We start from the raw sequence: 12,796 nt of genomic DNA, 5'->3' as shown, positions 1-12,796 counted from the left end.
CCAACGGCGTGCGCCTGTCGCGCAGCAGCTACCAGGACGAGCAGAACATGGGACGGCTCGGCAGGGACCTGAAGCAGGGCCTCACCGGCTACCCTCCCGGGGTTCAGCAGTTCGAGCAGAAGGTCAACGGCATGCAGGCGCAACTCGGCACGTTGCCGCCGGGCGAACACGAAGCCTACGCAGGCGCCCTCGCGACGCTCGACGTCGCCTTCCGCGACAGCACGGACGCCGGTACGCGGCAACGTGCCGACCAGCAGCTATCGCTGCTGGATAGCGCGCTGCGCGAGCGCAGCACCAGCGCAGGCAACGATCCGGTCCAGCGGGCGCTGGGCGTGTTCAACAGTCCGGTTGGCGCAGGCTACCTGACCCAGGCGGGCGACCAGCGCAACCTGAACGGATTGACGCAGCTGCGCGACCAGTTTGTTGCCGCATCGACGCCCGCCTCGAGGCAACGCTATTTCAGCCAGGCCGCGGACCTGAAGAACGATCTGCAGCACAGGATTGCCACCGCGATCGACCAGCACACGAAGCAGGAGGACGGCAAGTGGGCCGAAGCGAATGCGGAGGTTGACCGGCTCCTCCGCGAAGCCGAAGGGGTCACCGGCGATCCCGGCAAGCGCCATGAACTGATCGGCCGCCAGCTGTTCAGCACCAATCCCGGCTCTGGCCGCGACGACCTCGCGGACCGCCGGCTGCTGGCGTTCACGCAGCGCATGCAGGACGATCCCGCACTGCACGACAGGCTCGTCGACTGGTCGGTCGAGGCCGGGCGAAAGCTCAACGGCTATGGCGTCGACGGTCCGAAAGGCTATCTGGACATTCTGAATAACCTGCCGCCAGCCGGTCCCGATTATGTCCGCGATCTGGCCGACCAGTACAACGCGGTGCTGAAAGACGCCTCGCACAAGGACGATTCGATCACGCCGCGCGCCCGCGGGGAAAAACTGGCTGACCAGATTCTCGAAGGCACCGCCCGTTTTCTGCTGGGCATGACACCGCTCGCCCCCATCACGGCAGCGTTTGACGCGCGCTCGTCGCTGTCGGAGAACGCACGGCTGGGTATCGACCTGAGTTCCGGCCTGCTCGGCCTGGTCGCGGGCGAAGGCGCAGCGGCTTTCTCCGAACGGCTGGCCGCAGAGGGCGTCGGCGTGGCTGAGGCGGCTTCCAGGGAACACCTGCCCGGGCCGCACACGCCGCTCGACGAGACGGTGCCCATCCCCGGTGCGTCGTCGGTGCAGCCCCACAACGCCGGCACGACAGGCATACAAGGCGAAGGCCTGCAGGGCACCGCTGCGCCGCAGGGCTTCGTCGCGGACCCGGCCGTCGCCGAGGCCTCGCAGCGCATCAACGGCACCCGGTCCAGCCTGCCCGACGACTACGCCGTGCAGCCCGCGCCCGCTGCGCTGAAACCCGCCCCGGGACAGCAGGGGGTGCTGGCGGACAACGACGGGCACTACTACATCACCAGTGGCGGGAAGACCTACCCCGCGCGTTTCGACAAAGACAACAGCACGTGGCGCGTCTGGCAGGCCGATAACGCGTACCGGCCTCAGTATCCGGTCAGGCTCGATGCCCAGGGCAACTGGCAGATGCACGACGACGTCGGCCTCAAAGGGGGTAACCCCGGGGGTAGCACAAGCAACCACGACAATATGGCCAACCGGGACAGGCTCGGCGGGGTGGTGCAGAAATCGCCAACGGGCAATGATCCGGGCTCGTATCCAGGCTCCGTAGGTATAGTCAACGATCTACTGAAACACCTTGGCATCAATCTGTCGGACCAATCTGCCGAGTACATCATCGCCAATGTACGCAGGGTGGATGCGGGGGAATTGTTTCACGCCGGTGCGTCGGCATCGGAAGTCTGGACCTTCGCCCGCGATGTCGCGGACCCGAACCTACCGATGAAAGACCGCGCGAGCGCAGCGCTCGGCATGGTTATCAACGGCATTCTGGGACCGACTTACATCGCCCAGTTCGACTTGGAAAACTATCACTTCGGCCGCAATCAAACGGCCGACCTACGCAAAGCGATGCAAATGTACATCCAGTTTGACGGACATGCCTGACAGGTCTTGAGCGGTATTCACCTGTCGGCCGGATTCGGGGCGACTCGCCCCGCTCTCTTCACTGCGGCGCTACCCACCGTCCCGAGCGCCACACGCCACGCGCGCGACAGCCGCCCGCCAGCGGTGCTTTGCATCGTCGTGCCGGACTCGCTCGACATTCCAGTCCCGCAGCGCCTGACGTGCTTCGTGGTGCGCCGACGCGTGTGCTTGCTGCGCGTCGTCCAGTTGCCGATGCAACGCCGGCGTCCTTCCGTCGTGCGCGCGCAGCGTCGCATGCCACTGCCCACCGGCGCTCTGGTCGCGTCGGCAGAACGCGAGCACGCGCTGCCGTTGCGCGGCGTGTCGGTCCAGTGCGGCAGCCTGCTCGGCCACTGCAGCGGCCGCGTGCCGCTCACGCCGACGCGCGTCGGCCAGCGCACGGAGCCTGCGGCGCACCCGCACAGCGCGCACGCGCACGAGCATCCGCCACAATTTCTCCTCCTGCGCCGCGCTGCGCATTACTCCGGGCGCCCTTCGCCGCACACCTCCCGCAGCAGCGCGCGCGTTTCAGCCCACCCGCTGCACTGGTCGTACGGTTGCTGCAGAAAACGCTGGATCGCCGGACGCAGGTCGATCGCGCGGTCAGTCCCGGCATCGTTACCCCGTTCGTATTCACCAATCTGCAACAGCATCTCGACGTCCTCATAACGCGCCAGCCAGTCGCGCACGCGATTCGCGTCGGCACGCTGCGCCGCATCCGCGACGCGGTTCATCAAGCGGCTGCGGCTCCTCAGGATATCGATCGCCGGATAATGCCCAGCCGCGCCCAGTTTCGACGAAAGCTGGATATGTCCATCCAGCAGCGAACGCGCCTCTTCCGCGACCGGATCCGATAGATCGGCCTCGTCGGCGAGCACCGTATAGAAAGCGGTGATGCTGCCTTGTGCCGTCACACCGGCCGATTCAATCAGCCGCGGCAACTGCGCGAACACGCTCGGCGGAAAACCGCCGCGCAACGGCGGCTCGCCGACCGCCAGTCCGAGCTCGCGCAACGCACGCGCATAGCGCGTCAACGAATCGAACAGCAGCAGCACATTGCGTCCGCTCGCGCGCAAGTCGGCCGCAACCTTCGCTGCGAGCTCCGCCGCCTTGATACGCTCCGCCGCAGGACGGTCGGAGGTCGCTGCGATCACGATGGTCGACGCACGCCGCTGTTCGAGATGGTCGCGAATGAATTCGCCTACCTCGCGACCGCGTTCGCCTATCAAGGCAACCACGATCGCGTCGGTCGATGCGCCGTTCGCGATCATGCCCATGATCGTGCTCTTGCCGCCACCCGCCGGCGCGAAGATCCCCGTGCGCTGACCGACGCCGCAGGTCAGCAGGCCGTCGATCGCCCGCACGCCGGTCGCAAACGGTGTGGCAATCACGGGCCGTTCGAGCGGATTGAGCGTCGCCCCTGCCTCGGCCTGCGCCACAGCAGCGGCAGCGGTCGTGAGCAAGGGCGGCGCCAGCCCCCCATCGAGCGGTTTGCCGAGACCGTCCACCACCCGTCCGAGCAGCCCCACTGCGTCGAACATGCCCCATGCCGAGCCGCAGCCCTGCACTTCGGTAATGTCCGACAGGCCGGCCAACCCGGCGAGCGGCATGACCAGGGTGCCATCGTGCGCAAAACCGACCACTTCGCCATACTGAGCTTCGAGCGTGTCCGGGCGCACCAGCCGTACTTTCTCGCCGATTCGCAACGACACGCCCACCACCCGCGCAATCACGCCACGTGCTTCAACCACCCTACCCCGTAACGTCGGCGCGGACATGAACATGGGCACACTATTTCCAAGCGATCGCATGAGGTCCTCCTTTATGCGGCACCAAGTGTCGCGACCGTCTGGACACGAAAGACATCGAGCGGAATCTCTTCGATCGCCAGCACCTCGATGCGCTGACCGAAGTCCCGCAACAACCGCGCAAGATGCGGACGCAGGACTGCATTGGTAACGATCAGACCGATCCCTGACAGGTCCGCGGTAAAGACCTGCTGCGCCCGGGTCAGTTCTTCAGCGGACAACACGCACTGCGGCTCGCCATCAATGCCGCTTCTGATCTGAGCTTCGAGACTGGCTTCCCATGCAGGGTCTAGCACAGCCGTGGAGAGAGTCCACGTCCCGAGGTCAGCGTAGCTGCGCACGAACTGCCGCCCGAGCTGGATGCGCGCTTCCCGCACCATCCGGTCGATCGTGCGCTCCCCCGCCGGCACGCGTACGACAGCTTCGAGAATCGCGCGCAGGTTGCGAATCGGCACATGCTGCAGCAGCAGTTGCCGCAGCACGCTGCCGAGCTGCACCGTGCTCGCAACCTGCCCTGCCTGCGCGACAAGCTCGCGAAATTCGATCGCCAGTTGATCGAGCAGGAAGCGCGTCTCCTGCGTGCCGAGAAAATCGGCCGCCGAACGTTGGCAGACTTCGGTGAGGTGATCGCATAGCGCTTCGTCGACGGTCGCCTTACGGAATCCCGAATCGTCGATCGACGCGGCCTTCGCGGTCGGCACCCAAACCGATTTCGCGGCGCGCGGCCGGTAGCCCTCAACGCCGTCGAACGTAATGAGGCTCTCATCACCGCTCACCAGCGTATGAGCGGCGACCAGCGTGCCACTCGCAAATGGTACATCCTGAATATCGATGATGTAGCGCTCAGGCTCGAGCCGCTGATCGCGCAGCAGTGCAAGACCCGGAAACGGTACGCCCAACTCGACCATCAGGTTGCGGCGCAACTGGCCGAGTTGCCGGTTCAGCGCCTCGGGACGCAAAGCATCGAAGGCCTTGAGGCCGAGCCGCAACCGCAAGGTCGCGCTGGTGCCCAATTCGACGTCATCGAGGATGCGTGGCACGTAGTTGCCGCCGTCGCGCGTCATCTCCGGCATCAGCGCGCGCTGCGAGTTCGACGCGACCGCAGCGTTGCGAATCAAGGTGAGCGCAAGCGCGAGCAGCAGACCGCCGGCAACCGCAAACTGAATGTGCGGAAAACCCGGGATCGCCGCCAATGACAGACACGCCACGCCGGCCATCCCGATCGCCTTCGGATGCACCGCCAGTTGCCGGTAAATGTCGCCGCCGAGATGGGCGTCCGCACCATCGGCCGAGGCGACGCGTGTGACGAGAATACCCGCTGCCACCGACACGATCAGCGACGGAATCTGCGACACCAGACCGTCGCCGACGGTGAGAATCGTGTAGGCATGCAGCGCATCGCTGAACGACATGCCGCGCTGCGCGATGCCGACCGCCAGCCCGCCGACGATATTCACCAGCGCGACGACAAGGCCGGCCACCGCATCGCCCTTGACGAACTTCATCGCACCGTCGAGGGAGCCATAGAAGTACGTCTCACGTTCGAGCGCCGCGCGCATCCGGCTCGCCTGCGCGGCCGTGACCACGCCATTGCGCATGTCGGCGTCAATGCTCATCTGGCGCCCCGGAATGCCATCCAGGGTAAAGCGCGCGGCCACTTCGGCTACCCGGTCCGCGCCTTTCGCGACCACGATGAACTGGATCGCAGCGAGCACGATGAACACGACCAGCCCGACGGCAACATTGCCGCCCACCACCATCTCGCCGAACGCGCCAATGATCTGGCCAGCGTGTGCATGCAGCAGGATCATCTTGGTCGACGCGATCGCCAGCGCGAGCCGCAGCAGCGTGGTAATCAGCAGCAGCGACGGGAAACTCGCGAGATCCGCAGCCTTCGAGACATAAAGCGTGGTGCTCAGCATCGTCAGGCTGGCAGCGAAGCTCACACAGATGAACAGATCGAGCACGAAAGGCGGCACGGGCACGATCAGGAGTGCCAGCACGGCGAGAATGCCGATACCGACGGCAAGGTCGGCGTGACGCGCGAAAAAGGCCGATAGATCGTAGCGGCTGAGGATAGAACGATTCAACATGTTATTGACCAAGCTCCCGATGAAGCGCGCGGCGACGGCTTTTTACGTAGGGATCGCCTTCGTCGTCGCGAAACTCCCGTTTAATTTCGTTCTTGTCCATGCGCAGACGGCGCAACCACAGAAAGCGCTGGATGAGGTAGTCAGCGACGGCAGGTGCAATCTGCGATGCGGCCATCCAGGCAAGCAGGTGCGAGTGCGACGTCGCCGTATAGCCGAGGTGAACCGGCAACGAGAACGCCCAGATCGGCACAAGCTGCCGCAGCCATGCGACGATTGCCTGAACGAACAGAAATAGCAGGATCGCGAACTGCAGTAGCGTGAGCGCGGTGTCCCACAAGAGGCGCAGACTGAACATCTGCTTGAGCCCGTTGACCGGGTTCAGACGCTTCGGGTCGAGCGACACACGCTTCCATGCGATTAGCCCGCGCGTCTGCATCAACTCGGGCACCAGAACGGCGAGCGCCCCCACGCCAAGCGCCATCAGTGTCGATGGCATGACCGCGCTCAACGCCGCGAGCGTCGACACGAGCCGATCGCCGAATGGACGCGTAGCATCTAGCGTCGTCACATGCAGGATCAGTCTGGTGGCGAGTGCATACAAATGCGGCGCCTCGATGAACAGATACAGCCACCAGCAGAGGCCGCTGAACGCCACTGTCAAATGCGTGCTCTTCGCGATCTCGCCGTCCTGGCGTGCGCGGCGGATCCGTTTGGGGGTTGGGGCTTCGGTCTTGTCGCTCATTGCAGATGGATCACGTGATCAAACGCGGCGCGCAACTGTGCGAACAACGGGGGCACGCTCAGCATGGCGGCAAACGACAGGATCAACGCCTTGACGGTGCGTGCGGTGGCAAACGGGTTGAGTCGCTTCGCGTGCCGCGACATCAGTCCGAACGCGACATCGACCAGCAGCGCGAGGCCGAGCAATGGACTGGCGAGCCGCACGCCTTCGGTCAGCGCCACGGCCAGGTCGCGTAGCGCGAGTTGCCGAAACACATCGACTAGATCGACGCGCCAACGGCCTGGTGGCCATAGCACCCACGCATCCGTGAAAAAGCCGAAGAGGAGCGGCAAACCCGGCCCCGTGAACATCGTCAACGCAGCAAACTGCGAAAACAACGTTTCGAATAGCGCAGCTTCCTGCTGGAAGTGTGGATCGTAAATCGCCGCGCTCGAGTAGCCGCCTTGCTGGTCAAGCACCGCACCAGCCGCCGAAGCTGCATGAAAGATGGTGCCGAGCAGAAGCCCGAGCGCCGCACCGGTCGCCGCCTCTAAAAAGATTGCCGGTAGCAGTTGCGGCGGCCAACCGGCCTGTCGTGGCAGCATCGCCAGCGCGAGCATCATTGGCAACCGCAACAGGATCCCGAGTGAGCCGCTTTGGCCAAATGGAATCAGGGATAGTGCCACCGCTGGCCTGATCGTACAGAACGCGAAGCCCTCGATATAGTCGATGTAGTTCATGCTCAATGCAGACGCCCCGCGGCGATAAAGGTAAACACATGAGAAAGAAAGCGCGCGAGTTCGCGGCTCGCCCAAGGCGCGGTCACGATCAGCACCGCGCCAACGCAGATAATCTTTGCCCCGTAGGGCAAGCTCTGATCCTGAATCTGCATCACCGACTGCAGCAGTCCAATCAATAAGCCGACCACTGTCGCGACGGCAAGCGCGGGCAGCGATAGCCAGAACACCAGCATGAGCGCATCGCTGGACAAGGTGGCAAGAGTGGGGACACTGTTCATTTGACATAGCCGACGATAAGGCCGTGAATCAGCTTCGACATGCCTGACACCGAAACAAAGACGAAGAGCTTCAATGGAATCGACACCGTGCTCGGTGACAGCATCACCATGCCCATGGCGGTCAGTATGTTGGCAACGACCAGATCCACCACCAGAAACGCGATATAGAGCAAAAAACCCACTTCGAAGCCGCTCGATATTTCGCTGATCAGAAACGCCGGAATCAGCAATTGGAGATCTGTCTCGCGAGCGTCGTGCTCGGGATCGATCCGCTTCGCGGCGCCGACGAGAAACTTCCGTTCGTCGGGCCGCGAATGCGCCAACATGAATTCGCCGAGCGGGCCGCGTACCGCCTGAAACAGATCGAGGGCACGCGGCATGACCACTTCACCGCTATCGCCGGTCGGCAGCGCGGCCCCGATCTTTGCGATGGTCGGCGACATGACGACCAGCGTCGCCGCGAGCGCGATCCCCGAGATCACCAGGTTGCTCGGCGCCTGCTGCACGCCGAGCGCCGAGCGCAGCAGCGTCAACACGATGCTGAACTTCGTGAACGAAGTCATCATCGTGACCGCAAGCGGTAGCAAGCCGAGCATGAAAAACATGCTGACGACCTGGAGCGGATCGAATTGGTCGGTCATGCGGGCAGGTCCCCTTGGGTCATCCGGGTCACGCGCACGCCTAGCGAACCTTCGATATCGATCAGCTCGCCGCGCGCAAACGGAACGCCCTGGCAAAGCAGCGTGACCGTTCGCTCACGCGCGGGCAGCCGGAACGCGACGATCGACCCCTGGCGTAGATGGGCCAGTTCGGCAACCGACAGGGACAGCGTGCCGAGCACAGCTTCGAACGCGAAAGTCAAGGCGTCGATCGGCAGCAGTTCGCTGGTCACTTCCACGGGCGTCGTTTCATCATTCAGGACTTGGTCTACCATGGTGTACTCCTCAGTAAAGTTCAACAAGATCCTGCACGCGCCCAACCGCATTGGCACGCGCAGGTAACACGAATCACGGTCGAACAGCAGCGCATCACCCACCGCGACCTTGCGCAAACGCTGCACGGACATCGACGGGCCGGGCACGCAGATCGGCATACGCACGTACAGACGGCGCAGCAGCGCCGCGCTGGACGACGGCGTTGGCAGGCGCCGTCGCAGCCATGCATCGACCGCCGGACTGCAAAGCGAGAAATGGGCGGCTCGGCCACTCGCCACCTGCGTGACGGCGAGGCCGTATGCGCCCGCTTGGGGGACGGCGTCGAAAGCGACGCCGGCGAGCTCGATCGTGAAGCCGAACAGGCCTTCCAGAGCGCACAACCAGTCGCTCAGTGCGTCGACGACGTGCGTCAGCGCAATGTCACCGCGCTCGCTGATCACCGACGGCGTCAGCTCCGGCAACAGCGCGCCAGCATCGCACGCGGCAATGAACGGCGCTTGCGATGCCACGCCGGATACCAACAAGGGATAACGCTCCCGGCACGGCTCGAACTCCAGCGTGAAGCGCTGCGAGCCGACGCGCACCGTCTGCGGTCCGCCGAAGTGCCGGATCGCCAGGTTGTGGCGCTCGACATCCGCCAGCGCGACGGCTTCCATGTCCGGCCAAAGACTCATGCCGCCTCCCGCACGAACGGACGTCGAAAAACACCGGCCATGCCCGGCGAAGGAGGCCGCGTAGGTGGGGGTGCAAGCGGCGCAGCCAGCGCGGCCAGCGTCTGGCGCAGGTCGTGCCGGACCGCGTCGAGTGTCGTACGCCCTGAGCTGTCGGCCAGGTCATAGGTGCGCAGCACCGCGGCCACACCATCGCGGATGCCACGCTCCAGCGAGCGCAACTGCACCTTCAGACCGCCATCGATAACGCCGGATTCGGTTTCGATGACACACGAATGAGCGGGCAATCCCGCATCGGACAGTACCGTGCAAAACGGCGTGCCGAGTTCCCGCTCGATAGATGAGATCAGCTGCGTCGCATCCTCGAACGCCGCCGGCGCAACCCGTACGGAAACGAGCCGTTGCGACTGCGCCACGGCAACCGCGCGCCGCAATTGATTGACCAACGCCGCTGACGGCGGTAGTTCGCCGACAATATCGCTCACTGCGCCCAGTACGATCTGCGTTAGCCGGTCCTCCAGACGATGAGCGGCGAACACTGCTGCAGCAGTGCGTCCAACCTGTTCGCGCAGCGCAGCTGCCTTGCCGGCCAAGTGGCCCCGACGCCACGCTCGGCGTTTGAGTTCGCGCGCCTGCACCGCGAGGCGGTCGCGCTCATGTGACGCTTCGGCCGCGCGCTCCGCTTCGACGGTACGCAAGCCTTCGAGCGACACCAGTTCCAGCGCGCTCAAATGCCCATCAGATTCAATTCTCCATGGGCCCATTCGACAGATCAGCATGAGTGACCCTCCATCAAACGCCGCGCGTCGGCAACCAGTTCCCGCGCGTCAAATGCAGACAGTCCGTGCACGCGATAGCACGCCGCGGCCTCCGACATCTCGCGCGGCAAGCGCAAGCCCCACCAGAATGCATAGCGGGAGTCTCCAGCCGCTTGCATCGCCAGCGCCAGACCGAGCGCCGTCATCTCGCGCCGACTGAATAGCGACGGTGTCGGCTCGACCGTCAGGTCGGCGGTGTCGGCGCGCGGATGCCGTTGAATCGCGCCAAGCAGGCGCGGCGCAACACCGGCCGCAAACGCGGCACGGGCCTGCGCGGCGACCACGCGGCGCAACGAACGGGCGAATGCGAGCGCGGCAACGATACGGCACAAGCGCGCGCACGCCGGTCGTGGCAAGAGCGGGAGCATGGGCGGCACGTCCGCAAGCGTCACCCGAACCAGTTGCGGGTAACGGCCGAACAAGAATGCATGTGCGGCACGCGCAACACGCTCGTTACGGATGGAATGCCCGGATTCAAGCCAACTGCGATGCGCCCAGTAGGCCGGTGCGCAGGTATAGGCGTGCTTCATGCGTGCTCTCCGGTTCGGGTTGCGGACTTCGATGCAGCTTCGGTGGTGTTTGCTGCGGTTGCTGCATTTGCTGCGGTTGCCTCGGACGCATCGGGCGTCGCTTCCTGGACGACCTGCCTAGGATTTTCAACCGGCGCTCTGGTGCCGCCCCTGCGTGCTTTCCGCTTGAACCACGTGCCCGCCTTCGAACTCCAAAACCACATGAAGCCCGCCACCAATAGCGCTAGCACTGTCAACGCGCATAGCACTACCGTGGTCCGCGACTGCGCTTTACCTCCGTCTTGCTCGCAGGTCGTCACTGCGACACCACCCGCAGCACTGGCGACATCTGCGCCGTCCGCGCAGAGGCCTGGAAAAATCAGTACCGGCGTCACCGGCAGCAGCGTCAGCGACACGCGCGCGGGCGTCAGCCCCTCGACACCGCCTGCCACCAGCGCGCGAATCCGGTCGCGCATTAGTTCGAGGTTGTAGTCGCTGCGGTAACGCATCATCACGGACGCAGACGGCAGCGTGTCTTTCGCGGGCTCCATTGGATCCTTTTCGGGCAGCACGATGTGCACGCGGGCGAGCAATACGCCGTCCATCTTTTCGAGCGTTTCGGACAGTTCCTGCGACAGCCCGAAGATGTAACGGACGCGGTCCTCCTCCGGGCTTGAGATCAACCCTTGACGGCTAAACAGCTCGCCGAGATTCGCGTGCCCGCCGCGCGGTAGTGCATACGCGCTGGCCAGCTCGGTGGCGACCACTGCATCGGCGTCGTCGACCGAGATGTTCCAGGTCCGGTCCGCATTGCGCTCCTTGTAGCCGTTGATACCGTGGTGGCTCAGCGCAGCCACGATGCGGTTCGCCTGGTCCTCGTCCAGGCCTTCAAATAGGGAGGTTCTGCAGCCGACGAGGAAAAGCAGGATCGGCAGCAGGATCAGAGTGCGCCGCATCAGCTTCGTTGCGTCAGCGTCTGGATGGCGCGGCCTACCTCGTCGGAGACGCGTACCACCATCTGCACCTGAACCATAAAGGTGCTCATGTTGGCCTGAAAACGCAGCATGTCGATCGTCGATGGGCTGCTAGATGCGAGTTGGTCGAGGTGCATCGACAGTTGCTGCGTCGACGTATCCTGCTTGTCTTGCGCGCTCGCCAGCAGACGCTCGATCTGCGATCCTCCATCGCCGACTCCGTCTGCGGACCGGTCGGTAGCGGGAGACAGAGGAGACAACGCGCCGGTATGGACCGGTATGCTAGTGACAGGAAGTTGCAACATATCAATGCCTATTTCGCTTAGTCAGTCGTTCAATGGTTGAAAGGGAGGCCGCGGCCGGCGCAACCTGTGCAGCGCGGGTATAGGGCACACATTCAGGCAGATTAAGGAACGCCGCCGCCATCGAACTCGCACCCGGCTCGTCGCCATCCGCCACGGTCATCAACATGCGTGCGCCGAGCGCGTAATGTCCTTCGAACACTTGGCACACGCCGAGCCACGCACGCGCTAACGCACTGTCGGGCACGACCTCCACCGCACGGCCGAACAACAACGACGCACCGCGGTAATTCGCGCGATCGAGTTCGACAAGACCCTGCCCGAGGTACGGAAAGGCCCGCTTCGGGTACAACAGTGCCAGCCGATCGAATAGATACCGCGCCTCGTCGAAGCGTCGATGAATGCGGGCGTAATGACCTATCGAAATCAGCAGTTCCAGTGTGTCGTCCCGCATCTGCAATGGCTCCCGAAGACGCCACGAGGGCGTCTTCGTCCTGGTTAAAGAATCGTTAGCGGATATTCTTCGCGACGCTCTGCTGCGCTTCGCCCATGCCCGCCATCGTGGTGGTCAAAATGTTGATATCCGTGTTCATGACGGTAGTCGCCTGCTGGAGTTTCGCCATCTTGAGGTTGTCCTGGGAGTTGTCGGTACCGTTCTGCGTGTTGCCGGCGCCCGCGCCCTGCTGCGTGTTGTTTGAATCATTGACCTCGTTCATGGCTTGCTTGACATTCCCGGCATCCTTCTGGATTTTCGCTGCCATGACTGCGAAAACTGCCCCTGTCGATAAGCCACTGCCAGTCAATATTCCCTGGGCGCCCTGATTCGGTGAGAAACCCGTGATAGCCATATTTTCCACTCC

At 63.9% G+C, this 12,796-nt stretch carries 14 protein-coding genes and 1 pseudogene; 1 reads left to right on the top strand and 14 read right to left on the bottom strand.

The features are described 5' to 3' along the window. Positions 1–2,069, top strand: a pseudogene (locus P3T22_RS30180) (hypothetical protein); the annotation flags it as partial. 69 nt (positions 2,070–2,138) lie between these two features. Here P3T22_RS30180 and P3T22_RS30175 read toward each other — a convergent pair. The 14 genes from P3T22_RS30175 to P3T22_RS30110 are packed head-to-tail and all read right to left on the bottom strand — an operon-like array spanning position 2,139 to position 12,784. Next, positions 2,139–2,567 (bottom strand): hypothetical protein, encoded by a 429-nt coding sequence (locus P3T22_RS30175; protein WP_063495370.1) that lies wholly within the window; start codon positions 2,565–2,567, stop codon positions 2,139–2,141. Further along, positions 2,567–3,898, bottom strand: a complete 1,332-nt coding sequence (locus P3T22_RS30170; protein ID WP_063495369.1) for a FliI/YscN family ATPase — start codon at positions 3,896–3,898, stop codon at positions 2,567–2,569. Before P3T22_RS30170 ends, P3T22_RS30175 begins: the two co-directional genes overlap by 1 nt. A gap of 11 nt (positions 3,899–3,909) precedes the next feature. Then, positions 3,910–5,988 (bottom strand): flagellar biosynthesis protein FlhA, encoded by a 2,079-nt coding sequence (locus P3T22_RS30165; RefSeq protein WP_429326945.1) that lies wholly within the window; start codon positions 5,986–5,988, stop codon positions 3,910–3,912. Between the two features lies 1 nt (position 5,989). Then, entirely contained in the window at positions 5,990–6,730 is a 741-nt protein-coding gene (locus P3T22_RS30160; RefSeq protein WP_429326944.1) for an EscU/YscU/HrcU family type III secretion system export apparatus switch protein, read from the bottom strand. Continuing rightward, positions 6,727–7,449, bottom strand: a complete 723-nt coding sequence (locus P3T22_RS30155; RefSeq protein ID WP_429326943.1) for an EscT/YscT/HrcT family type III secretion system export apparatus protein — start codon at positions 7,447–7,449, stop codon at positions 6,727–6,729. Before P3T22_RS30155 ends, P3T22_RS30160 begins: the two co-directional genes overlap by 4 nt. A gap of 2 nt (positions 7,450–7,451) precedes the next feature. After that, positions 7,452–7,727 carry a type III secretion system export apparatus subunit SctS gene (sctS, locus tag P3T22_RS30150; RefSeq protein ID WP_063495365.1) on the bottom strand — a complete coding sequence of 92 codons (276 nt, stop codon included), beginning with the start codon at positions 7,725–7,727 and terminating at the stop codon, positions 7,452–7,454. Then, positions 7,724–8,368 (bottom strand): EscR/YscR/HrcR family type III secretion system export apparatus protein, encoded by a 645-nt coding sequence (locus tag P3T22_RS30145; RefSeq protein WP_063495364.1) that lies wholly within the window; start codon positions 8,366–8,368, stop codon positions 7,724–7,726. Before P3T22_RS30145 ends, sctS begins: the two co-directional genes overlap by 4 nt. Continuing rightward, a complete protein-coding gene (locus P3T22_RS30140) occupies positions 8,365–9,336 on the bottom strand; it encodes a FliM/FliN family flagellar motor switch protein (protein WP_063495363.1) in 972 nt (323 codons plus the stop codon). Before P3T22_RS30140 ends, P3T22_RS30145 begins: the two co-directional genes overlap by 4 nt. Next, the gene (locus P3T22_RS30135) at positions 9,333–10,112 is read right to left on the bottom strand and encodes a FliH/SctL family protein (RefSeq protein ID WP_082854957.1); all 780 of its coding nucleotides are present in this window, start codon (positions 10,110–10,112) and stop codon (positions 9,333–9,335) included. The genes P3T22_RS30140 and P3T22_RS30135 overlap by 4 nt, the downstream gene beginning before the upstream one ends. After that, positions 10,106–10,681, bottom strand: coding sequence for a hypothetical protein (locus P3T22_RS30130; protein ID WP_063495362.1), 576 nt, complete (start codon positions 10,679–10,681; stop codon positions 10,106–10,108). The genes P3T22_RS30135 and P3T22_RS30130 overlap by 7 nt, the downstream gene beginning before the upstream one ends. After that, on the bottom strand, positions 10,678–11,616 hold the full coding sequence (sctJ, locus tag P3T22_RS30125; RefSeq protein ID WP_429326942.1) for a type III secretion system inner membrane ring lipoprotein SctJ: 939 nt from the start codon (positions 11,614–11,616) through the stop codon (positions 10,678–10,680). Before sctJ ends, P3T22_RS30130 begins: the two co-directional genes overlap by 4 nt. After that, complete coding sequence (locus P3T22_RS30120; protein WP_429326941.1) at positions 11,616–11,939, bottom strand: acyl carrier protein; 324 nt, start codon at positions 11,937–11,939, stop codon at positions 11,616–11,618. The genes sctJ and P3T22_RS30120 overlap by 1 nt, the downstream gene beginning before the upstream one ends. A gap of 1 nt (position 11,940) precedes the next feature. Beyond that, positions 11,941–12,390: a tetratricopeptide repeat protein gene (locus tag P3T22_RS30115; RefSeq protein ID WP_429326940.1), complete on the bottom strand. Its 450-nt coding sequence runs from the start codon at positions 12,388–12,390 to the stop codon at positions 11,941–11,943. Positions 12,391–12,445: 55 nt separating this feature from the next. Continuing rightward, positions 12,446–12,784, bottom strand: a complete 339-nt coding sequence (locus P3T22_RS30110) for a hypothetical protein (protein ID WP_429326939.1) — start codon at positions 12,782–12,784, stop codon at positions 12,446–12,448. Positions 12,785–12,796: the final 12 nt, after the last annotated feature.

The organism is Paraburkholderia sp. GAS348 (assembly GCF_050434205.1).
Lineage (GTDB): Bacteria > Pseudomonadota > Gammaproteobacteria > Burkholderiales > Burkholderiaceae > Paraburkholderia.
The sequence above is the reverse complement of the archived record's forward strand: the minus strand, read 5'-3'. Positions and strand labels throughout refer to the sequence as shown.